The sequence below is a fragment of the Stenotrophomonas sp. NPDC078853 genome (genome assembly GCF_044901215.1).
In the GTDB taxonomy this organism is placed as follows: Bacteria; Pseudomonadota; Gammaproteobacteria; order Xanthomonadales; family Xanthomonadaceae; genus Stenotrophomonas; species Stenotrophomonas lacuserhaii.
The window spans coordinates 100,999-123,596 of record NZ_JBJDOQ010000011.1; the positions used below are offsets into that span (position 1 = coordinate 100,999).

20 protein-coding genes and 1 pseudogene are annotated in these 22,598 nt (G+C 65.1%); 5 read left to right on the forward strand and 16 right to left on the reverse strand.

Annotated features, from left to right (window positions below):
* Positions 1-4: 4 nt before the first annotated feature.
* From ligD to ACI2JH_RS12440, 3 genes are all read right to left on the reverse strand, one after another.
* On the reverse strand, positions 5-2,524 hold the full coding sequence (gene ligD, locus ACI2JH_RS12430) for a DNA ligase D (RefSeq protein WP_404736327.1): 2,520 nt from the start codon (positions 2,522-2,524) through the stop codon (positions 5-7).
* Positions 2,525-2,527: 3 nt separating this feature from the next.
* Positions 2,528-3,484, reverse strand: a complete 957-nt coding sequence (locus tag ACI2JH_RS12435) for a Ku protein (protein ID WP_101101759.1) — start codon at positions 3,482-3,484, stop codon at positions 2,528-2,530.
* A gap of 80 nt (positions 3,485-3,564) precedes the next feature.
* Complete coding sequence (locus ACI2JH_RS12440; RefSeq protein WP_404736328.1) at positions 3,565-3,969, reverse strand: hypothetical protein; 405 nt, start codon at positions 3,967-3,969, stop codon at positions 3,565-3,567.
* Between the two features lie 144 nt (positions 3,970-4,113).
* Between ACI2JH_RS12440 and ACI2JH_RS12445 the strand changes: the two genes are divergently transcribed.
* Entirely contained in the window at positions 4,114-4,479 is a 366-nt protein-coding gene (locus ACI2JH_RS12445; RefSeq protein ID WP_101101763.1) for a hypothetical protein, read from the forward strand.
* A 49-nt stretch (positions 4,480-4,528) separates the two neighbouring features.
* Here the strand turns inward: ACI2JH_RS12445 and ACI2JH_RS12450 are convergent, their stop codons facing one another.
* Positions 4,529-6,649 carry a TonB-dependent receptor family protein gene (locus ACI2JH_RS12450; RefSeq protein ID WP_404736329.1) on the reverse strand — a complete coding sequence of 707 codons (2,121 nt, stop codon included), beginning with the start codon at positions 6,647-6,649 and terminating at the stop codon, positions 4,529-4,531.
* 164 nt (positions 6,650-6,813) lie between these two features.
* Between ACI2JH_RS12450 and ACI2JH_RS12455 the strand changes: the two genes are divergently transcribed.
* From ACI2JH_RS12455 to ACI2JH_RS12465, 3 genes are all read left to right on the forward strand, one after another.
* The gene (locus tag ACI2JH_RS12455; RefSeq protein WP_404736330.1) at positions 6,814-8,016 is read left to right on the forward strand and encodes an aromatic amino acid transaminase; all 1,203 of its coding nucleotides are present in this window, start codon (positions 6,814-6,816) and stop codon (positions 8,014-8,016) included.
* A 136-nt stretch (positions 8,017-8,152) separates the two neighbouring features.
* Positions 8,153-9,169: a class 1 fructose-bisphosphatase gene (locus ACI2JH_RS12460; RefSeq protein ID WP_182656587.1), complete on the forward strand. Its 1,017-nt coding sequence runs from the start codon at positions 8,153-8,155 to the stop codon at positions 9,167-9,169.
* A gap of 123 nt (positions 9,170-9,292) precedes the next feature.
* Positions 9,293-10,000, forward strand: a complete 708-nt coding sequence (locus ACI2JH_RS12465) for a 2OG-Fe(II) oxygenase (RefSeq protein ID WP_404736331.1) — start codon at positions 9,293-9,295, stop codon at positions 9,998-10,000.
* 469 nt (positions 10,001-10,469) lie between these two features.
* Here the strand turns inward: ACI2JH_RS12465 and ACI2JH_RS12470 are convergent, their stop codons facing one another.
* The gene (locus ACI2JH_RS12470) at positions 10,470-10,718 is read right to left on the reverse strand and encodes a hypothetical protein (RefSeq protein ID WP_404736332.1); all 249 of its coding nucleotides are present in this window, start codon (positions 10,716-10,718) and stop codon (positions 10,470-10,472) included.
* Between the two features lie 535 nt (positions 10,719-11,253).
* On the opposite strand from ACI2JH_RS12470, the gene ACI2JH_RS12475 reads away from it, so the two are divergent.
* Complete coding sequence (locus ACI2JH_RS12475; RefSeq protein WP_223181737.1) at positions 11,254-11,874, forward strand: type II CAAX prenyl endopeptidase Rce1 family protein; 621 nt, start codon at positions 11,254-11,256, stop codon at positions 11,872-11,874.
* A 64-nt stretch (positions 11,875-11,938) separates the two neighbouring features.
* Here the strand turns inward: ACI2JH_RS12475 and ACI2JH_RS12480 are convergent, their stop codons facing one another.
* From ACI2JH_RS12480 to ACI2JH_RS12530, 11 genes and pseudogenes are all read right to left on the reverse strand, one after another.
* Positions 11,939-13,051, reverse strand: a complete 1,113-nt coding sequence (locus ACI2JH_RS12480; RefSeq protein ID WP_404736333.1) for a PA0069 family radical SAM protein — start codon at positions 13,049-13,051, stop codon at positions 11,939-11,941.
* 371 nt (positions 13,052-13,422) lie between these two features.
* Positions 13,423-14,166, reverse strand: a complete 744-nt coding sequence (locus ACI2JH_RS12485) for a pyridoxine 5'-phosphate synthase (protein WP_404736334.1) — start codon at positions 14,164-14,166, stop codon at positions 13,423-13,425.
* A gap of 46 nt (positions 14,167-14,212) precedes the next feature.
* Positions 14,213-15,673, reverse strand: coding sequence for a cardiolipin synthase (cls, locus tag ACI2JH_RS12490; protein WP_404736352.1), 1,461 nt, complete (start codon positions 15,671-15,673; stop codon positions 14,213-14,215).
* Between the two features lie 108 nt (positions 15,674-15,781).
* Positions 15,782-16,195 carry an ExbD/TolR family protein gene (locus ACI2JH_RS12495; RefSeq protein WP_404736335.1) on the reverse strand — a complete coding sequence of 138 codons (414 nt, stop codon included), beginning with the start codon at positions 16,193-16,195 and terminating at the stop codon, positions 15,782-15,784.
* 3 nt (positions 16,196-16,198) lie between these two features.
* Entirely contained in the window at positions 16,199-16,624 is a 426-nt protein-coding gene (locus tag ACI2JH_RS12500; protein WP_042612135.1) for a biopolymer transporter ExbD, read from the reverse strand.
* A gap of 55 nt (positions 16,625-16,679) precedes the next feature.
* Positions 16,680-17,438, reverse strand: a complete 759-nt coding sequence (gene exbB / locus ACI2JH_RS12505; RefSeq protein WP_042612136.1) for a TonB-system energizer ExbB — start codon at positions 17,436-17,438, stop codon at positions 16,680-16,682.
* Between the two features lie 87 nt (positions 17,439-17,525).
* Positions 17,526-18,083: an energy transducer TonB gene (locus tag ACI2JH_RS12510; protein ID WP_182656635.1), complete on the reverse strand. Its 558-nt coding sequence runs from the start codon at positions 18,081-18,083 to the stop codon at positions 17,526-17,528.
* Between the two features lie 255 nt (positions 18,084-18,338).
* A complete protein-coding gene (locus tag ACI2JH_RS12515; protein ID WP_101098164.1) occupies positions 18,339-19,556 on the reverse strand; it encodes a tetratricopeptide repeat protein in 1,218 nt (405 codons plus the stop codon).
* A 133-nt stretch (positions 19,557-19,689) separates the two neighbouring features.
* Positions 19,690-20,496: a M48 family metallopeptidase gene (locus ACI2JH_RS12520; RefSeq protein WP_404736336.1), complete on the reverse strand. Its 807-nt coding sequence runs from the start codon at positions 20,494-20,496 to the stop codon at positions 19,690-19,692.
* Between the two features lie 106 nt (positions 20,497-20,602).
* Complete coding sequence (locus ACI2JH_RS12525; RefSeq protein ID WP_349998583.1) at positions 20,603-21,451, reverse strand: CPBP family intramembrane glutamic endopeptidase; 849 nt, start codon at positions 21,449-21,451, stop codon at positions 20,603-20,605.
* Positions 21,452-21,520: 69 nt separating this feature from the next.
* Positions 21,521-22,598, reverse strand: a pseudogene (locus ACI2JH_RS12530) (toprim domain-containing protein); the annotation flags it as partial.

Sequence of the window (22,598 nt, forward strand, 5' to 3'; positions counted from 1 at the left end):
GTCGTCACCGCCCCAGCGTCGGCAACACCTGCTCAAGCGTGGTGATCCCTTCCCAGGGGTCACCCTTCAGGCGCTTTGCCCGCGCCAACGCCTTGTCCAGCGGAAACGCATCGGCCGCCGCGACGCGGCCGAGTTCTTCCCAGCGAAGCGGCACCGCCACCCCGGCGCTCTCGCGCGCCCGCAACGACCACGAACACACGCTGGTGGCCCCGCGTGCATTGCGCAGCCAGTCGATGAAGATCACCCCGTTGCGCTTGGCCTTGCTCATGGTGGCCACGTAGCGGTCCGGCGCGTGCTGTGCCAACGCCTGCGCGAAGGACTCGCAGAATGCCTTCGCCTGCTCCCAGTCCGCCTTGGGCTGCAGCGGCACCACCACGTGCAGGCCCTTGCCACCGGACAACCGTACGAAGCTTTCCAGCCCGGTTTCCTGCAGGCGAGCGCGGATGTCACGGGCCGCCGCCTTGATCTGCGTCCAGTTCACGCCGTCGCCGGGATCCAGGTCGAACACCAGCCGGTCCGGATGCTCGGGATCGGCCACCGTCGCCCCCCAGGGATGCAACTCCAGGGTGTTCATCTGCACCAGTTGCAGCAGCCCGTCCACATCGTCGATGTAGACATAATCCTCGGTACCGCTTTTCTGTTCCAGCGGCACCGCACGCACCGCATCGCCCAGGCCCTGCCCGTGGTGTTTCTGGAAGAAGCACGCCTTGCCCACGCCGTGCGGACAGCGCAGCAGCGACAGCGGCCGACCGCTGATCTCCGGCAGTATCCAAGGCGCCATCGCGCGGTAGTAATCGGCTACTTCGCCTTTGCGGATCTTCTGCTTCGGGTAGACCACGCGCTCGGGGTGGGTGATGTGCAGGGGCGATGCCTTGCCTTTCACCGGCGCGGCAGCAGGCTGGGTGCGGTCGGGCTGCAGGTCGGGCGCGGTCTTGTCGGTGCGCAGCCGTTTGAAACTGGCCTGGCGCAGCAATCCCTCCTTGCCCCAGCCACGGAAGGCCACCTCGGCCACCAGCGTGGGCTTCACCCAATGCACGCTGGCGGCGCGTAACGCCACGTGGGCCGGCAGCTCGACCGCAGCGCTGGAGGTCCCCAGCTTGCCCAGCGAAGCGCTCAGCGCGCGCAGCTTCGCATCATCGAAGCCCGTACCAACGCGGCCCACGTAACGCAGCCCGGCCTTGTCCGGCGTGGCCATCAGCAGCGAACCGAAGCCTTGCCGTGCGCCCTTGGGCGCGGTGTAGCCAACTACCAGGAACTCATCGGTCTGTTCGTGCTTGATCTTCACCCAGCTGCGCGCGCGGCCGTTGGCATAGGGCGCATCCACCTGCTTGCTGATGATCCCTTCGAAGCCGGCCTTGCCGCTGGCGGCGAACACCGCCGGGCCGTGGTCGAGTACATGGTCGCTGTAGGCAAGCGTGCCCGGTACATCACCGATCAGCGCCTTCAGCAGCGTCTTGCGCTCCAGCAGCGGCGCACGGCTGATATCCACCCCGGCCACGCCCGGCAGATCGAACACGATGTAGCGCAAGGGCTGTTTCGCCGTGCCGTCGATCACCCGCTGCAGCGCGCTGAAATCACTGCGTCCCTGGTCATCCAGCACCACCAGTTCGCCGTCCAGCCGTGCATCGCTGACTGGCAGCGCGGCGATCGCCTGGCTCACTTCCGGGAAATCATCGCTCCAGTCCAGGTTGTTGCGCGAACGCAGCGTCACCTTGCCGTCGTGCAGATCGGCCAGCAGGCGGTAGCCGTCCCATTTGATCTCATGCAGCCAGCGTTCTCCGTCGGGAGCGTTCTGGCGATGATCGGTAAGCTGCGGCGCGTATTGGCGCGGATACGGGGTGTCGCGCGCGCCCTGCAGCGCCAGCGCGCGCTTGTGCCAGCGCGCGTCGGCCTTGCGTGCCCGCGGTGCCGCCGCAGGCGTGCTTTTCGATGGCGTGTTCTTCGACGGCGCGGCCTTGCGTGATCCGGTGGCGGTGGTCGAGGTCGCAGGGGGGGCCTCCAGCAGGTCATCGGCCTCCGCATCGGTGGCATGGGCATCGTTGCGCTTGATCAGCAGCCACTGCACCTGGCGCCCTTTCAGGTTGGTGCGTACCAGCTTCCAGCCGCCGCGCAAGCGCTCGCCGTGCAGTTCGAAGTCAAGCTTTCCGGCGGCCAGCGCTTCCAGCGGATCACCGTCCATGGCCCAGTTGCCGTGGTCGTAGACGTCCACGTGCCCGGCACCGTAGTGGCCGTGCGGAATATCCCCCTCGAACGCCGCATAGGACAGCGGATGGTCTTCCACCTCCACTGCCAGCCGCTTCTCCCCGGCCCGCAACGAGGGACCCTTGGGCACCGCCCAGCTCTTCATCACCTCGCCCATCTGCAGGCGGAAGTCATAATGCCGGCTGCTGGCATGGTGCAGTTGCACCACGAAGATCGGCCGGTCCGCCGGGCTGCCGGGCCCGGCCTGCAGGTCATCCGGCTCCGGCGTGCTGCCCTTGGCCGCGCCGAGCCTGCGTTTGCGGCGATACTGATCCAGGGACATGGCTCAGCCCGCCTTGCGGCGTGGCGCGGCCTTCTTCGCAGCCTTCTTGGTCGCCTTGGCCGGTGCCTTCTTGACTGCTGTCTTCCTGGCCGGTTCCTTGCTGGCCTTCCTGGTCGCGGCCTTCTTCACCGTCTTGCCGGCGGTCTTCTTGGCCGGGGTGCGCTTGTTGGCCTCCAGACTCTTCTGCAGCAAGGACATGAAGTCCACCACGTTGGTGCTGGCGTCCTCGCGCGGGGTCGGCTCGTCTTCCACCGTGGTGGTGCCACCGTCCTGCTTGATGCGCTTGGTCAGCACGTCCTGCAACCGCGCACGGAACTCATCGTGGTACTGGGTCGGGTCCCAGTCGCCGGCCATCGACTCGATCAGCTGTTCGGCCATCGCCGTTTCCTTGCTGCTGATGCGGTAATCGGACAGCTTGCCGTCGGGCAGCTTGAAGTCGGCCGGGTCCACCAGTTCCTGTGGATAACGCAGGATCATCAGCACCAGCGCGTCATCATTGGGCATCACCGCGCACAGGTACTCGCGGGTGCGCACCACCACCTTGGCGATGCCGACCTTGCCGGTACTGCGCAGTGTCTCGCGGAGCAGCACGTAGCCTTTTTCAGCCTTCTTGCCCGGCACCAGCAGGTACGGTTTCTCGAAATAACGCGGATCGATCTGCGCGGCGTCGACGAAGCTTTCCACCTCGACGGTTTCATGGCTTTCCGGCGCGGCTGATTTGATGTCGCCCTCTTCCAGCACGACGTAGCTGCCCTTGTCGTACTCGAAGGCCTTGACAATATCCTTCCACGGCACTTCCTCGCCGGTATCGGCGTTGACCCGCTCGAACCGGATCGGTTTCTTGTCGCGCGAATCGAGCATGCGGAACTGCAGGTCGGTCCGGCGCTCGCCGGACATCAGCGAGACCGGCACGTTGAGCAGGCCGAAGGAAAGAGTGCCGGTCCAGATCGGGCGGGCCATGGGACGCACCGTAGGGTCAAGGAGCATCCAGCTTCGGCGCGCGCGCGTGAAACGACCGTGTCCTCCAGCTCAAGAAGGGGTCACTGCAGCAGCGGGCGCACGGCCGGGGCAGGCATGTGGTCCAGCGCCAGCCAGGCATCTTCGACCACCTCGCGGGCCTTGGGCCAGCGCAGCCGCGATTCGCCACGCATCAGCTCCCACTGCGCGGCCAGTTCGCCCTCGGTTTCCTCGCCGCCGCCGCGCGGCCAGTTCGCCGCGTGGGTGGTCAGCGCGAAGGCGTATGCCGGGCACAGGTCACGCCAACTGCGGTGGGCCTGCCGGCGCCGGTCGTCGTAATCGTTGAGCATGTACTGCAGGTAATCCTGGGCGACGGCCTGCGGATCTTCACGCTGCTGGCGGCGGGCGCGGCGCTGGGCAGGGCTGGCGTCCAGCGGATCGCGCCGGGAATTGAAGACCGAGGGCGCGGGACGTTCCGGGCGGTTCATGGCGCAGCTCCTGCTTGCAGGGCGGGCGGCCAGATGTAACCACGGCGCCGTTATCCAATCGTGATCGATGTGTTGATGACGCGGGATTCGCAGTGGCTTTACCTCTGAGGGGCTGTAGTAGGGGCCTCATCGAGGAGAGCCGCCATGAACAGAGACACCTCGCGCGACCCACTGCGCCAAGCCACTCCACACGTGCCCGGCGAACAGCGTGGCAAGCACGACAACATGGACGCCGAAGAGCGCGGCACCGGCGCGCCGTTCGTCGATGCGGAGGCTGCGCTCACCACAGACGCCACGGACGACGCGCACCTGCCGGTGCGGCATGTCAGCGACCAGGCTGCACAGGACCGCAAGGACTGCGGTGACCGCCATCGTGGTGGCCAGGAAAGCCCGCTGAAGCGTCGCGAACGCAAGCAGCACGCCAGTGACAACCAGGACGAGGCGCTGGAGGAGACGTTCCCGGCGAGCGATCCGACGTCACCGTTCGTGCCGGCAAAGGCGCCGGATTGAGGGGTGGGGGGCATTGTGACGACCAACGGTCGTCACCCACCGGTGGCGCTCACCGCCAGGACCACTGGACGCCGAGGCTGCCACGGCGGTCCGGGCCGGGTTCGTAGTAGCGGCCGTTGCCGTCGTTGACGATCACCGAGCCGATGTAGCCCTGGTCCAGCAGGTTGTCCACACGGGCGAATACCCGCAGGTCGCCGCCGCGCAGGGTCCAGCGGCGGGCGGCTTCCACGTTCATCACCGCATAGCCCGGTGCACGCTCGGTGGCCAGGTCATTGACCACCGTGTCGCTGCTGCCGGTGACTTCAGCCGCCCACAGCCATTCACGCGGCTGCCATTCCAGCCGCGCGAAGGCCTGCTGGCGCGGTACGCCGGGCAACCGGCTGCCGGCGGCAACCGGCGTGTCCGGCACCGCGCAGCCGCTGCCGGCGCAAGCCAGGTAGGCGCTGCGCACTTCGGCCTGCAGCCAGGTCCAGGCCAGCTGCAGGTCCAGGTCCTGCGCCAGCGGCTGGTGCCATGACAGCTCCGCGCCCTGGCGGCGGGTCCGCCCGATGTTGCGGTAGGTACTGCGGCCATTGGTGTTGCTGGCCACGGCCAGTTCGTCATCGGTATCGGCGCGGAACAGGCTCACCTCCAGCCGGCGACCGTCCTGGGCCTGCCATTTGCTGCCGATTTCCACATTGCGGCTGCGCGCGGCCGACAGGCCCAGCGCCAGCCCGGCCTGGCCATCGGCGCGATAGCCGAGTTCGTTGAAGGTGGGGGTTTCAAAGCCACGGCCGACTGCAGCGTGCAGCCGCCACTGCGGAGTCACTTCGAAGCTGACCCCGGCCACCGGCGTGGTCGCCTGGTAGCGGCGGCTGCCGCTGTCGTCCGGGTTGCGGCCGACGATGTAATGGTCTTCCGAACGGAAGCGGACACTGCTGTGGCGCGCCCCGGCCAACACCGACCAGCGCGGGCTCCACTGCCACCAGGCCTGCACGAACTGGTCAACGTTGGACACCGTGTCGCGCTGGTCACGGCGCAGCCGGCCGCGTACGCCCAGTGCGTCGCCGACGAAGTTTTCATGGCCGGTGCGGTGCTGGCGCTGGCGGTCGGCGTTGACCCCGGCGGTGACATCCAGTGCGCGTCCGGCCAGCTCACCGCTCCAGCCCCAGCGCGCATCCAGCCCGCCGAAATCGCCCTCCAGTCCGATCACCCCACCGGCGTGCAGCGGATTGGCCTGCGGGCCCGGCGGGATGGCCAGGAACTGGGTCACCTCACGCTGGCCCGCATAGCCGGTCAGGCGGAAGCGGTGGGCGGCGCGCTGCCCGCTGTAGACCAGCCCTGCCTGCGACTGGCGCACCGATTTACGGGTGTTGTACTGGTGCGCCACCGCCGTGGCCTGGCGCGGATCGGCAGCCACCTGCGCACGGGTCAGGCCGAGCGGATCCTGCGCGTTGGGCGCATCCAGGTAGTTCACCAGCAGCTCCAGCCGGTCCTCGCCCACGGCCGTACCCAGTCGCGCGTTCAGCGATTCACGGCGGGCCGCGCTGTGGTCGCGCCAGCCATCGGTACGGAAGTGATTAGCGGCGACGTTGTAGTCCACCGGGCCCTGCACGCCGCGCAGGTGGGCACCCACGCTCAGCGTGTTGTCCGCACCGGCATTCAACCTCAGCCGCCATGGATCACCTTCGCGGCCCTGCGCGGTATGCACCTGCAGCACCCCACCGGAGGAATTGCCGTACAGCGCCGAAAACGGCCCGCGCAGCACCTCGATGCGCTCGGCACCAAGCAGGCTGGCGTGCGAAAGCTGGCCCTGGCCATCGGGCATGGTCGCCGGCACCCCGTCCACCAGCACGCGCACGCCACGCACGCCGAAGGTGGAGCGCGCACCGAAGCCGCGGATCGACAACTGGGTGTCCTGCGCGAGGTTCTGGCGATCACGTGCCAGTACGCCCGGGATGCCCCCCAGCGCCTCGACCAGCTGGGCCTGCGGACCACTGCGGTCGTCATCGATCCACACCGTGTCCGAACTGGACGGCAGCGCGAACGGGTCGATGCCGGTCACCCGGGCGGCCTCGACTTCCACCGCAGGCAGGCTGCGCGTGGCCGGGGGCGACTGGGCGAAGGCGAGGCCGGGCAGCAGCAGGGCGCAGGCCAGGGACAGGCGGCGACGGGCCGGGGGCAGGTTCATCATTCAGGTTCAACAGCAAGCATGAACGCGCCATGGTACCGGCCACGGCGTGACGAGGAATGCCGCGCCATCGGCACGCTTTGTTACGATGGCGTGGTCCCCGCCCGGTAGGCGGTGGCGCAGCTGCGTGCTTTCTTCCTCCCCCTTACCGAATGAGTACCGCCGTGTCCTTCTTTGCAAACGTGGAACTGGTCCCCGGTGACCCGATCCTGGGCCTGACCGAGGCGTACAACGCCGACAGCCGTCCGACCAAGGTCAACCTGGGTGTGGGCATCTACTACGACGAAAGCGGCCGCATTCCGCTGCTTCGCGCCGTCAAGCAGATCGAGCAGCAGCTCGCCACCGAAGCCAAACCGCGCGGCTACCTGCCCATCGATGGACTGCCGGCCTACACCCAGGCCACCCGCGAACTGGTATTCGGCAAGGAATCACCGCTGCTGGCCGCTGGCCGCGTCGCCACCACCCAGACCGTGGGCGGCAGCGGTGCGCTGCGCGTGGGCGCCGAGCTGTTGAGGACGCTGCTGCCGCACGCCACCATCGCCATCAGCAACCCCAGCTGGGAAAACCACCGCGCCGTGTTCGGTGCAGCCGGCTTCGACGTGCTGGAGTACAGCTACTTCGACGCACAGACGCACGGCGTGGACTTCCCGGCGATGCTGGCCGACCTGCAGGACCTGCAGCCGGGCACCGTGGTGCTGCTGCACGCCTGCTGCCACAACCCCACCGGTGCCGACCTGACCGTGGACCAGTGGAAGCAGGTGGCTGAAGTACTGAAGGAACAGCAGCTGTTCCCGTTCATCGACATGGCCTACCAGGGCTTCGACAAGGGCATCGAGCAGGATGGCGCGGCCGTGCGCATCATCGCCGAAGCCGGCATCGACAGCTTCGTGGTCGCCAATTCGTACTCCAAGTCGTTCTCGCTGTATGGCGAGCGCGTGGGTGCGCTGTCGATCGTCGCCCCCAACGCCACCGAAGCCAAGGCCGTGCAGTCGCAGATCAAGCGCATCATCCGTACGATCTACTCCAGCCCGTCCAACCACGGTGCCGCGCTGGTGGCCGGTGTGTTGAACAGCCCGGAGCTGCGCGCGCTGTGGGAAGCCGAACTGACCGAGATGCGTGAGCGCATCCACGCCCTGCGGCATGGGCTGGTGGACCGTCTGGCCGCCCTGGGCGCCCCGGAATTCGCCTTCATCAACGACCAGGCCGGCATGTTCTCCTACTCCGGGCTGAGCCGGGTGCAGGTGGAAAAGCTGCGCGATGAGTACGGCATCTACGCCGTCGGCACCGGCCGCATCTGCGTGGCCGCGCTGAGCCAGAACAACCTGGACTACGTCGCCCAGGCCGTAGCCAACGTCGCCAAGGCCTGACCCGACAAAAAGGGGACGGAGGGGATTAAGTCGTTATCGGCTCGCACTAGCTGATAACGACTTAATCCCCTCCGTCCCCTTTTTTGCATCCGGGCGGCGACAATAGACGCATCTTTCCGTCGCTCGAGCCCTGCCCATGTCCCGTACGTCGTTGACCCGGTATCTCATCCAGGAACAGCATGCCGGCCGCATCAATGCCGACCTGCGCCAGCTGATCGCCGTGGTCGGGCGTGCCTGCACCAACATCTCCATCGCGGTCAGCAAGGGCGCGCTCGGCGGCGTGCTCGGCGAAGCCGGCACCGGCAACGTGCAGGGTGAAGCGCAGAAGAAACTGGATGTGATCAGCAACGAGATCCTGCTGGAAGCCAATGCCTGGGGCGGTCACCTGGCCGCCTGCGCGTCGGAGGAGATGGACCATTCGCAGCCGGTGCCGGACATCTATCCGCGCGGTGATTTCCTGTTGTTGTTCGATCCGCTCGATGGCAGCTCCAACATCGACGTGAACGTGTCCGTGGGCACCATCTTCTCCGTGCTGCGCTGCCCGAAGGACGTCGAATGCCCCAGTGACGAGAGCTTCCTGCAGCCGGGTACGGCGCAGATCGCCGCCGGTTACTGCATCTACGGGCCGAGCACGCAGATGGTGCTGACCGTCGGCCACGGCACCCATGCCTTCACCCTGGACCGCGAGACCGGCGAGTTCGTGCTGACCACCCAGGGCATGCAGATCCCGGCGGCCACCCAGGAGTTCGCCATCAACATGTCCAACCAGCGGCATTGGGAAGCCCCGATGCAGGCCTACGTGGCCGATCTGCTGGAAGGCAAGGAAGGCGCGCGCGGCAAGGATTTCAACATGCGCTGGATCGCCAGCATGGTGGCCGACGTGCATCGCATCCTGACCCGCGGTGGCATCTTCATCTACCCGTGGGACAAGAAGGATCCGTCCAAGGCCGGCAAGCTGCGCCTGATGTACGAAGCCAACCCGATGGGCCTGCTGGTGGAACAGGCCGGCGGCGCCGCCTCGACCGGGCGTGCGCGGATCCTGGACATCCAGCCGGACCAGCTGCACCAGCGCGTGCCGGTCTTCCTCGGCTCGCGCGATGAAGTCGCCGCCGCGGTGCAGTACCACCAGCAGCACGACGCGTCCCCAACCTGAGTAGCAGGCGAGCTTGCTCGCCTGGCCGTTGCCTGGCGTCGGCAAGCCGTCGCACATGTCCGTGGCGTGACAACCCCTGCGCCAGTGGGCACCATCAAAGGCCCGCTGGCGAAGGATCCAGGCATGCAGACGCAGGACCCTGTTGATTTCATTGAAGTGATCCACAACGCCGTGCCCGCCGATGTGTGCGCGGCGATCGCGGCGCGACTGCGCGCAAGTGACCGCCTGCAACCGGGTGCGGTAGGCAGTGGTGTATTCCCCGAACTCAAGCGCAGCAAGGATCTCCGCATCAGCGGGCTGGCCGACTGGGCGGATGTTGAAAACGTCCTGCAGCAGGCCGTTTTCAACGGGCTTTTGACTTATCTACGCCGTTATCCACAGGCACTGATCGCGCCGCTGATGTTGCAGATCCAAGACAGCAACGGCCAGCCCAAGCGCCTCACGGCGGACGACTTCCCCGACATGAGCCCGGCCGCGCTGTCGGATCTTGCGCGCACCTGCCTGCGTCCGGGCGCGATCAACCTGCAATGGTACGCAGCAGGCGAGGGCGGTTACCCCTACTGGCATTGCGAGCTGTATCCGAAGGACGAGAAGGCGGAAACCCTGCACCGCCATCTGCTGTGGACGCTGTACCTCAATGATGACTTCGAAGAGGGCGAGACCGAGTTTCATTTCCAGCAGCGCAAGGTCACCCCGCGCACCGGCAGCCTGCTGATCGCGCCGACCGCCTTCACCCATACCCATCGCGGCAATCGTCCGCAGGGCGGCGACAAGGTCATCGCCACCAGCTGGATCCTGTTCCAGTCCGCGCAGAAGCTGTACGGCGGCTAAGGTCCCCCTCTCCCCGGGCGCTGAACGCACACGTGTCCACCTTTCCCTTGGCCGACATGTGCAGCTACGCCCGGGGAGATGAGGATGCTTGGCAGCGAGCGTCCTGCTCATGGGCCCGCCTTCCGTGGGGCGTTGCGTCCTCAATTCGATTGATGGAGTCGATATTGGCTGGCGTTGCCTCTGCACGGCGCCTATCTTCCGCGACACGACGCGAACTGCCTTTCAGAAAACGCTCATCGACGCTGACAGGTCGCCCGGTGGGTGGGTGACGACCTGCCTCGGTGGATGACGACCTGCCTCGGTGGGTGACGACCTGCCTCGGTGGGTGACGACCGTTGGTCGTCACGCTCTTGCCGTTTCCTGACAGCCAGACCGCTGCGCTCGCCGAGCGTGGCTCGGCGCTACCCTGCCAGTTCCACGCGCAGCTGGAATCCCAGTGCGCGCAGCGCGCCCATCATCGTGCGCAACGTCAACGTGCGTCGGCCGGACAACTGGCGACGCACACCTCGACAGGCAACCTGCATTCACGCGCGATGGCACGCAGATCTTCCTCACCGGCGACGTAAGCAATCGCCTCGCCGGGGATCTCTGCATCACCCTGGCTGTCGCCGATGCACGCGTTCAAGTACTCAATCACCGCATGCGGCGTGCAGGGCCGGTCGAAGTGACCTGCCGCTTCCATTTCCGCATAGGACAACGTAGCGCGACCGGCCTTCATCGGAACGACCTGGAGATCGCGAAGAAGGACACGTGCACGGGCGGCATGGACATCGAAAGGGGCTCGCATGGCATGGGCCACCTGCGCCGGAGCGCGAGGTGGCGGGCGATGCGGGTTGGCGTACCGGAACTTCTGAAACCATAAAAACCCGCGGATCGGAATCCCCGCGCACCGCCCGCCGTATGACCGGCAGTGCGGTGCATTCTCCGCCAAGCCCGGAGGCTGCAACAGAGGTAATCAGTTTCAGAAGATGACGGGAAGCCAATCCCGGCTGGCACGTTCGGCACCAGCCCGGTCATCGTGCACAGCGGTGTGCATCTGCGTCCATGAGAAAAACTGTGAATTGCAGTGGGCGTGCAGGTGTCGCTGCTGGCATGATTGTTGGACTGGAAGCGCCTCCAGCATTGGCGCGGCCGGCATGATCTCACTACGTGATGGTCAGCCAAGCACAGCGTAAGCGCTATGCTTGCCTCCGCCCGAGAGCGCCAAGGCTTCGGTAGTCGGGAAAAACGTTAGAACAAGGATGCTCGTCTGCATGTCGTTACGCTGGAAGCCCGCAGAGACGCCTGAGAACTTCATATTCGTGGCGCTCATGTCAACCGTGGCGATTGGGGCTGCGCGTGTTGTTCTGGATGCTTTTGAGGTCTTTGGATCAAAGGCGATGACTGAGGCGCTGGCCTTTGCTGCTTGCCTATGGATGTTCCCGCGCGAAGAACGGGCTCGGTGGTCCGCCAAGCTTGTGATGGCTTTGGTCGCGCTCGGCCTGGTTGGCGGAGCTGCTTGGGTCGCACTGGTTGCGTATCCAGCTCGCAACGAGTCGACGCTGCTCACCTGGGATCAGATCCCTCTGGCGAACTATCTGCTAGGCGTCGTTACCAGTTGCATTGTCGCGCCACTCTATGAAGAGAAAGTTGTCCGGCATCTGCTGCAATCTGGTGCGTCTCATTTCCTTGGAAAAATCCTAGGGACACTTGCGGTGTGCGCACTGTTTGCCGCTGCTCACACCGACGCAGTCTTCTCATCGTTCCTGTTCGGGCTCTACGTCACCTTGGGGATCTTCCTCCTTAGGCTTGACACCTGTCAGCGAGCCATCATTCATGGCATGGTCAATTTCGTCATCATGCACTGGGTGATTATTTATCCCAACATCCAGTGATGATCTGGGCAGATCACCGGCAACGCTGGATGTTGTGTCGAGCCTCGCGCGAGGCTGACCGCCCCTAGAACAACGACCCCTGCGGCGAATCCGCCTTCGGCGGTGCGGGCCGCTCGAACTTCGTGCAATCCAGCTTCGGCCAGTGGCTGTTCTGCGCATCGAATCCCAGTCGCCTGCGCGCCAGCTTGAAGCGGTTCGACAGCAGGTCCGCATACACGCCCTGGCCGCGCATGCGGGTGCCGAACTGGCTGTCGTAGTCCTTGCCGCCGCGCAGCTGGTTGATGGTGCTCATCACGTGCGTGGCGCGGTCCGGGTAATGCGTCTCCAGCCAATCGCGGAACAGCGGCGCCACTTCCAGTGGCAGGCGCAGCAGCACATAGCCGGCACTGGATGCACCGGCATCGCGCGCGGCTTCCAGTACGGCTTCCAGTTCGGCATCGTTGATCCACGGAATCACCGGCGCCACCATCACCCCGACCGGGATGCCGGCCTCATGCAGACGGCGCATCGCACGCAGCCGTGCATGCGGTGCGGCCGCGCGCGGTTCGAGTTTCGAAGACAGGTGCGGATCCAGCGAGGTCACCGAGAAATGCACGCTCACCAGGTTCTGTTCGGCCAGCGGCGCCAGCAGGTCGATATCGCGCTCGACCAGTGCGTTCTTGGTGATCAGCGAGAACGGATGGCGGGTTTCCAGCATCACTTCGATCAGCTGGCGGGTCAGTTTGAACTTGCGTTCGATCGGCTGGTAGGAATCGGTGTTGATGCCCAGCGCGATCGGCTGTGGCACGTAGCTGGGTTTTGAAAGTTCCTTGCGCAGCAGCTGCGCTGCGTTGGTCTTGGCGAACAGCTTGGTCTCGAAATCCAGCCCGGGCGACAGATTCAGATAGGCGTGCGAGGGACGTGCGAAGCAGTACGAGCAGCCATGTTCGCAGCCGCGATAGGGGTTCACCGATTGGCTGAAGCCGACGTCTGGTGAGTTGTTGCGGCTGATGATGCTGCGGGCGGTTTCGGCGCGCACTTCGGTGCGCAGGCGCGGTGCCAGGAACTCTTCGCTTTCTTCGGCTTCCCAGCCATCGTCCACCGCTTCGCTTACCGTGCTTTCGAAGCGCCCGGCGATGTGGGTGGTGCTGCCGCGGCCTTTGATGGCGATGTGGGGGATGGAATCGGGGCGACCCATGGGATTCTTCTGAGCTGAGTGCGGTTAGTATTATTGCTAACCACAGGGTATGCAATGCGCTGGAATTCAGGTGGCTGTAGGCGTGGCGGGGGATGGGGGTTTGGCTTGCCCCCATGGTTATCCACAGGGCTTCGGGTCATCCCGGGACAGGGCACAGGACACTGCAAGCCACGGTGTGCGCAGCGCAGGGTAGGGGATGGGTGTCTCAGGGGGTGCGACGGGGGGTGGGTTGAGAGCTGTGACGACCAACGGTCGTCACCCACCTGGGAACCGGGGAGGCGGATTGACGGCCAGCGGCCATCACTACCGGGTGTCGGGTTTCACGGGGCGGATGGTTTCCGCCGACCATGGGTCGGCGCTACCAAGGGGGGTTACAGCAGGCTGATGTAGCTGCGGACCGTGGCGTCCAGGCCGTCGTACAGGGCTTCACTGATCAGGGCGTGGCCGATCGAGACTTCCAGCACGCCGGGTACGCCGGTCAGGAAGGCGCGCAGGTTGGCCTGCGACAGGTCATGGCCGGCGTTGACGCCCAGGCCCACCGCCTGTGCGCGGCGCGCGGCGGTGGCGAACAATTCCAGCATCGCGGTGGCATCGCCGGCGGCGTGCGCTTCGGCATACGGCCCGGTGTACAGCTCGATGCGGTCGGCACCGACGTCGGCCGCGCGTTCCAGCAGCGGGTTTCCGGCGTCCACGAACAGGCTGACCCGGCAGCCCATCGCCTTCAGCGAGGCCACCAGCGGACGCAGGCGCTCGCTGTCGGCGGCGAAGTCGAAGCCGTGGTCGGACGTCAGCTGGCCATCGCCATCGGGCACCAGCGTGGCCTGTGCAGGACCGGTGGCCTCGCACAGCGGCAGCAGGCCCGGGTAGCCCTCGCGCGGCGGGGCGAACGGGTTGCCTTCGATGTTGAACTCGACGCTGCGGGCGGTGGTCAGCCCGGACAGCGCGTGTACGTCTTCGGCGGTGATGTGGCGGCGGTCCGGGCGCGGGTGCACGGTGATGCCATGTGCGCCGGCGTCCAGGCAGGCCTGCGCGGCACGCAGTACATCGGGGTCGTGGCCACCACGCGAGTTGCGCAGCACGGCGATCTTGTTGACGTTGACGCTGAGGCGGGTCATGACGGCAGGCAGGACGGTGACGGAAGCGCGCAGTGTAGCGCCGCTGTCACAACAGCGGCGAGGCCAGCCGTGCGAAGGCTTCAGGCAGGCGGTGCCGCCACAGGCCGCGGTTGCGTTCGTTGTGGACGCGGGTGGCGCTGTCGAATTCATGGTCCAGGATGCCGGCCAGCTCGGCCACGCGGTCCTTGTCCCGCAGCAGCATGGACAGTTCGAAGTTGAGCCGGAAACTGCGGTGGTCGAAGTTCGCCGTGCCGACGATGCAGACCTCGTCGTCGGCGATGAAGGCCTTGGTGTGCAGCATGCGCGGGCCGTACTCGTAGATCTTCACCCCGGCCTGCAGCAGTTCGTCGAAATAGGAGCGCGCGGCCTGGGTGACGAACCACGAGTCGCTCATCTTCGGCACCAGCAAACGCACTTCCAGGCCCCCCAGCGCAGCCGATGTCAGCGCCATGCGTGCCGCTTCGCCGGGCACGAAGTAGGGCGTCACCAGCCACACCCGGTGCTTGGCTTCGTGGATCGCCGCCACATGCAGGCGATGGATGGTTTCCCAACCGGAATCCGGGCCGGACACCAGCACCTGCGCATTGATGCTGCCGTCGTCGTGGCTCGGGGTTTCACGTGGCCACAGCCGCGCCTGGTCGAACTGCTGTGCGTCTTGTCCGCTGGCGTACAACCAGTCTTCCATGAAGACCAGCTGCAGGCTGCGCACCACGTGGCCGCGCAATCGCATGTGCAGGTCGCGGTAGGCGTTCGGGTCGCGCTGTTCGTTCTCTTCGTCGGTGATGTTGATACCACCGGTGAAGGCCAGCAGGCCATCGATGACCACCAGCTTGCGGTGGGTGCGCAGGTTCAACCACGGCCGCTTGAACGGCTTGAGCAGCTGCCGCGGATGGAACCACACGGCCTCGCCACCGGCATCCAGCAGCGGCTTCAGGAACGCGGCGCGGATGTTGCCGGCGCCCACTGCATCCAGCAGCAGCCGGACCTGCACCCCGCGCTGTGCAGCAGCCACCAGTGCATCGCGCACGGCGGTGCCGGTGTGGTCCGGTTCGAAGATGTAGTACTCCAGGTTCACGTGGTCGCGTGCCTGGTTGATGCCCTCCAGCAGGGCGGCATAGGTCGCCGCGCCATCCACCAGCCATTCCACTTCGGTGGCGCTGCTCGGCGCCAGGCCGGTGGTGGCCTGGCCGATGGCGGCCAGTTCGGTGCAGTCCGCATCGGGCGGGCAGACGCTGCTGTAATGCTCCATGCCGGAACGCGAACGGCCGCGGCGCAGGCGTTGCCGTTTTACTTTCTGCGGGCCCAGCAGGTAATAAATGAACAGGCCGATATACGGCAGGGCCGCCAGCGAAAGTATCCAGCTGAGCGTGGCCACCGGCTCGCGTTTCTGCAGCATGATCCACCCGGTCAGGCCGATCAGGTACAGCACGTAGGCAATCGCCATCCCCTTGCCGAGGTGGGGAATGGCATCAAGCCCGTGTCGCAGGGCGTCGAAAAAGGCAATCATCGCCGGATGATACGCGAGCATGCGTGGGCCGATAGCGCGCATAAAAAAACGCCCCCGTTTCCGAGGGCGTTTTCCAGTCGCGTCATGAGTGCGGACTGCGTGTAGCGTTTACTGCTGTACGAAACCGATCTTCTTCATCTGGGCGTTCTTCGAGGCGGCCAGGATCTTGGCCATCACGTCGTACTCCGAGTCCGGGCTCGCGTCGATCCGCAGTTCCGGCTGGTTCGTCGGGTCACGCTGGACCTCCTGTTCCATCCGCTGCTGCAGTTCGCCCACGGCGACCGGGCTGTTGTTCCAGAACACCTGGTTGCTTGCATCGACGCGCAACTCGACCGGCGGCGGCGGTTCAACCGTCACCGGGGGCGGGTTGACCACGCGCTGCGGCAGATCCACGGCGATCGGGTAGGTCATGATCGGCGCGGTCACGATGAAGATGATCAGCAGGACCAGCATCACGTCCACGAGGGGCGTGACGTTGATATCCGCCATGGGGCCTTTGCCACCACCAGAACTGAATGCCATGGCTTACTGCCCCTTCTCTTTGGTCGCAACGAAGCCGACGTCCAGCATGCCCTGTTCCTGCGCGACCTTGGTCAGCTCGTTGATGACGCGCATCTTGGTCGTGCGGTCACCACGCAGGTTCAACGGCGGCTGCGGGGTCTGCTGGGCCGCGGTGGAAAGGCGGGACTCAAGTGTCCCACGGTCGATTTCCTCATCGTTCCAGAAAATCGAACCGTCTTCCTTCACTGCCAGCGTGATCGGACCCTTACGATCATTGGCATCGTCCGGGTTCTGGATCAGGTTGGCTTCGGGCAGCTCGACCTTGACCTTGTGGGACATCAGAGGCGCCGTGATGATGAAGATGATCAGCAGCACCAGCATCACGTCCACGAGGGGCGTAACGTTGATGTCGGCCATGGGGCCGCCGCTGTTACCACTACTGAAAGCCATAACGGGCTCCGTCTAGATCGGTGTGAACTACCTTCGTGCCGGGTACAGCGCGTCCTTAGCGGACGCGCGAACCGGTGGCGAAGAAGTCGTGCAGGTCGTGCGCGAAGGTATCGAAACGGCTGATGGTCGCGCTGTTGATCTTGCTGAAGAAGTTGAAGGCGAACACGGCCGGGATAGCCACGAACAGGCCGATCGCGGTCATGATCAGCGCTTCACCCACCGGGCCGGCGACGGCGTCGATGGAGGCCGAACCGGTTGCACCGATCTTGATCAGCGCGCCGTAGATGCCCCACACGGTACCCAGCAGACCGACGAACGGAGCGGTTGCACCGACGGTGGCCAGCAGGGTCATGCCCGACTGCAGCTTGTTGCTTTCGCGGGTCACGGCCTGACGCAGGGCGCGGTCTACGAACTCCGAACGGCTCAGGGTCTCACCCAGGCCACCGGTTGCGCCGCCTTCGGCACGCTGGTGGTGGGCGGCAGCCTGTGCGGCGTCCAGGGCGATCTTCGAGAAGGGCTCCGAAGCCGGCTGTTCTTCCATCGCACGGATGGCGTCCTGCGCGTTCGGGGTATCCCAGAACAGGCTGGTGACCTTGTCGGCAGCGGCCTTAAGGCGGCTGGCGCGGAAGATGTTGATCACGGTCCAGTACCAGGACATGGCCGACATCACGATCAGGGTGATCAGAACCACCCAGGAGACTGCGAAGTCGCCCGGCTGGCTGGTCATTTCATGGATGAGGTGCTCGAAGCCCATCTGCGACAGGGCGTTGGAGTTGCCCCCGGCAGCAGCGGCGATGAAAATTTCCTGCAGCATGACGCTTACCTTTGTTGTGTGTGGTGTTGAAGGGTGTAGCTAATCATAAGAGCCATCAGCGGGGTGGCACGGCGGCCACCCGGTGCATCAGCTCAGAGCAAAATTGACCGGTACGCGTACGCGGCCCGCGGCTTTCTTGCCGCCCGACTCGGCTGCGTTGAAGCGCCACTTGCGTGCAGCTTCCATTGCAGCGCGATCCAGGTCGCGGTTACGGCTGGATTTCTCGACCGTGACATTGGTGACGTTGCCTTGGGCATCGACATCGATGATCAGGATCACTTCACCCTGGATACCAGCGCGGAATGCTGCCGGCGGGTAACGCGGGGGATTCATGTTCTTGGACGAGATATCGACGCTGGCCTCGATGGAGGTCGGCGGTGCCGGCGGCGCGGGCGGCGACGGCGGGGTGACGATATCGTTCGGGCGCGGTTCCGGCACGTCGACGATCGGCGCCTGCGGCGGCGGCGGAACCGGCGACGGCTTCGGCGGCGACAGGTTCTTCACCGGCGGCGGCGGCGTCTCATCCGGCGGCGGCGGCGGCGGCGGCGGAGGCGGCGGCGGCGGTGCATCGACGATGGTCACCATCACGTTGCGCTCCTTCTCTGCAGCAGCCTTGGGGGCGACGGCAGGAATGAGGAGCATCATGAAGGCAGCCAGATGCAGTGCGATAACAAACGCGATGCCGAAGATGCGGGGCCAGCTCAGGCCCTTCTCTTCAGTTTCTTCGTAGCGGTGAAAGACTAGTTGTTCCGTCATGCGCCAAGAGCTCGATTGTGGGGCCGGGATGCCCGGGGGCGGGATCCCTGATCAGCGGTGCATGACACCGCAGGAACCTCCAAGCTTATACCAATCCTGAGTGCCTGCGCACGCTTCGCGCAGGCATTCAGGCGTTATTCCTACTTACTTCAGGTTGATGATTTTGTCCGCATCCGCGGCGTTCTTCAGGCCACCCTTGGCCTTGGCCTGACGCGCTGCTTCCTTGGCCTGGGGAATCTTGCCCTCGCTGTGCAGGACACGTGCCAGATTCAGGTAGGTTTCGCCGGTGGGCGACATCGGAGCGGCTTTCTGCCACGCCTCGATCGCCTTGTCCACCTGCTGCGGTTCTGAGTAGTAGTAGGACTGGGCCAGTGCCAGGTAAACCTGGTGGTCCGGCTTCAGTATGCCCTTCTCGAGACCTTCGTTGATCACCGAGATTACTTCCTTTTCCTTGTTCTCGGTATTGGCGTAGATCGAATACAACTGCTTGTATTCGCGCTCGTCGGTCAACTGGCCCGAAGCACGCAGCTTGTCCATGACGCCGGCGGCCTTGTCCATCTGGTCGGCCTGCATGTACATGTTCGCCAGATTGAGCTGCGCCTTCTTGTCATTCGGATTCCTGGCGGCGACGGCCTCGGCGGCGCTCACCGCTTCACCGGTCTGGCCGGCTTCGGCGTAGGCGGCCATCAGCAGCTGGTTCCATTGATCCTTCGGCTCGGACGAGGCAGCGATCGCCTCCTTCAGCACCGGGATCGCTTCCTGGTAGCGCTCCAGCTGGTACAGCGCCTGGCCCTTGGAAACCAGTTCCTCGGGCTTCTTCGAACCGCTTTCAGCGAAATACTTGTCGATCAGGGTCAGGCCCTGGGCCTGCACGGCCTTGTCGTCATCCTGCAGCTGCAGCTGGGCCAGCATCAGCATCGACTGGAAGTGACCGTTGTTGTCCAGCGCGTTGGCGTCCAGCACCTGCTGCAGGTAACGCTTGGAAGCGGCGACGTCGTCCTGCTGGTAGGCAGCCTGCGAAGCGAGCTGGGCGGCGAGCGCCTTGTCGTATTCGTTGGCGGCGCTGTTACCCAGGATCGCGGTGGCCTCGGTCAGCGTTTCCGGGAACTTCTGCTCGTTGTAGCTGTCTACCAGCTTCTGCAGCTGCTTGCCGAGCTTGGGCGAGGACTTCATGCCCGGCTCTTTGCGGGTAGCGTTGGGGAACAGCACTTCGGCCGCAGCGGCCTTGCTGCTGCCACGACGCTCGCGCTGTTCCGTACGGTCGGCCGAACGCGTCTGCGCGGTGGCCTCGGCGATCACGGCACCGCTGACAGTGGTCGCAATCAGCAGGGTCAGCAGGGCTTGCTTGTGGTTACGGAGCATATCTTTCACCTCGATCAGACCGCGTAGCGGCAGCAATGACGGACGTCAGAAAAATCTGAGCCGCCAAACGTATCAGAATTATGCGACCTGAGAAATCGTTTCCTGTGCTGCATCACAGCAAATTAACGGATATTCAGCTACAGCGTGGTTTACGTCCCGCCGCCTGCGCTTGTTGGAACACGCCTTGCAGGCCGGGTGCATCGCGCTGAAGTTCGCGGATCCGATTGGCCGGATCCGGATGGGTAGACAACCATTGCGGGCTGCGGCCACCGCCGGCGGCCATCATGTTCTGCCACAGGTTCACCGCCTGGGCGGGATCGAATCCGGCCTCGGCCATCAGTTTCTGGCCAACCACGTCAGCTTCGCTTTCCTGGGTACGCGAACCGGGCAGCAGGAACAGCGTCTGTGCGCCCATGCCGCCGAACTGGTTCACCGCGCTGGCCGCCGTTTCACCATAGGCCGCGCCTGCAAGCGCGCCGACCACCGACAGACCCGTCTGGGCGCCCATCTGGCGGGTGATGCGCTCCTCATGGTGGCGCGCGATGACGTGGCCGATTTCATGGCCGATGACCGCCGCCAGCTGGTCCTGGTTCTTGGCCACGGTGAAGATGCCCGAGTTCACCCCGACCTTGCCGCCCGGCAATGCGAAGGCGTTGGGTTCGCTGTCTGCGAACACCGCCGTTTCCCAACGCACGCCCCGGTACTGCGAGGGCAGCTGCGCGACCAGTGCATTGACCACGCATTGCACGTAGGCGATCTGCCTGGCGTCGGTGCTGATCTTTTCCTTCTGCTTGGTTTCAGCGAAGGCTTGCGCGCCCAACTGGTCCAGCTGGGCCTGCGAAACCCCGCCGACGACCTGGCGGCGCCCGGTGGGCGAGGTGGTCGTGGCGCATGCGCTCAGCAAGGCGGTAATCGTAAAAGCCAGCAGCAGTCGTTTCATGGATCGGATCCCCGTGTTCATACAGGGAGTGTCCACTCAAACGGCTTAAGTTTTCGTCAATCCGGTCAGCGCATGTCGCGCATGCGCTGTGGATTGCCGCACGTTTTCAGGTCGCGCCGAAAACCATCAACAACGTCATTGCAACTGCGTTGTTCAAGGCATGCGCACCGATCGGTGCCCATAGGGTGCCTGTGCGCTGGTACAGCCAGCAGAATGCGGCGCCCATGCCGCCGTAGATCAGCCACAGTTGGGCGATTTCAGCCGGTCCATTGCCGCTCGTTCCGGGAATCTCATGGACCAGTGCGAATGCAAGGCTGCTTAGGAGCACGCCGAGCCACGGCTTTCCTGCCTGCCATAGCCGGCCGAACAACACGCGGCGGAACAACAGTTCCTCGTACGCCGGTGCCAGCACCACGGCAAACAACGCCAGGAACACCGGGAACTGCGCTGCTGCGCTGCTCATCAACTCGAGGTTGGTCGGTACCGGCTCTATACCGGCCCGCTTGGCGAGAAAGCCGATGCCGTTGCTGCCGATGACGACAAGTGCCGCCACCCACAGGGTCCAACCCCAGGTGGACGGCCGGCCCAGAGCGCGCTTGGAGGTTTCTCGTTCGGCGGGCGTGGCGCGACGACGCCAGAAGTACAGGATCAACGCTGCGCCGCCGGTGGCGAACAGGGCCATCAGGATCTGTGCCAGCGCGCCGGGTTGGCCGAGCTGCGTGGCGATGGTGTCCGGACTCGGCGCTGGCGCACCGTTGGCGGCCAGTTCTGCACCGACCTGCATGCCCAGCACCGCGCCCCACAGCAGTCCAGCAAGCAGGCTCAGCCCGAACAGGATGAGCGCCGCCAGTCCAAGGTCGATCAGGAAACCGGCCACCGGTGAGCCGGCGGCACGCGGTTGAGGCGCAGGGGCGCCGGGAAGCGGCGGCGGTGGTACCGGGGTGACTGTCGACATGCGCATCCTGCAGCAGAAGGAGAAACGCCGGCGCCACGTTGATCCGGGCACCGGCAACCTTCGATTGTGTCAGATATCCAGATTGGCGACTTTCAGCGCGTTGTCTTCGATGAAGTCACGACGCGGTTCAACCACGTCACCCATCAGGGTGCTGAAGATCTGGTCCGCAGCAACCGCATCTTCGATGCGAACCTGCAGCAGGCGACGGGTATCCGGGTTGACCGTGGTGTCCCACAGCTGCTCGGGATTCATTTCGCCCAGGCCCTTGAAGCGCTGGATCTGGCGGCCGCGCTTGGCTTCCTCCAGCAACCACGCCTGTGCCTGGGCAAAGCTGGTCACTTCGATCGATTTGGCACCGCGATTGATGTTGGCGCCTTCGCGGACCAGGCCATGCAGCAGGTTGGCCGCCTGGTAAAGCGCGCGCAGTTCGCCGCCGTCGAACGCGGCAAGCGGCAGCACCTGGATGTGCTCTTCGCCCATGTGGCGACGGGTCACCAGCACGGCTGCCGGACGCTGGTCGTTTGGTTCCTGCAGTTCCAGGCTGAAGCGCGCCGAACCCAGGCTGCCCTGGTTGAGGCGGGCAGCCAGTGCATCCAGGCCTTCACCAGCCGGTGCGTTGCGCAGGTGCTCCAGGTCCATCGGAATGAAATCGACGAGCGATTCCAGCAGCTGGCGATCGTAGCGGTGCGCGTTGCGCGAAATCGCTTCGAGTGCACCGGCATAGCTCAGCAGCAGTTTTTCCAGATGGACGCCGTCGATCGGCGGTTCGCCGGCAGCGGGCACCAGCGCGGCATTTTCCACCGCGCTGCTGGCCAGGTAACTGTCCAGTGCCGGGTCATCTTTCAGGTACAGCTCGGTCTTGCCCTGCTTGATCTTGTACAGCGGCGGCAGGCCGATATAGACATAGCCGCGTTCGATCAACTCAGGCATCTGACGATAGAAGAACGTCAACAGCAGCGTACGGATGTGCGCGCCGTCGACGTCGGCGTCGGTCATGATGATGATCTTGTGGTAACGCAGCTTGTCCGGGTTGTACTCGTCCCGGCCGATGCCCGTGCCCAGCGCAGTGATCAGCGTGCCGACTGGTAGGATGCCCGCATGCCGTCGTATCCATCGCCTTCCAAGTTGAGGATAATTCCGCGCATCG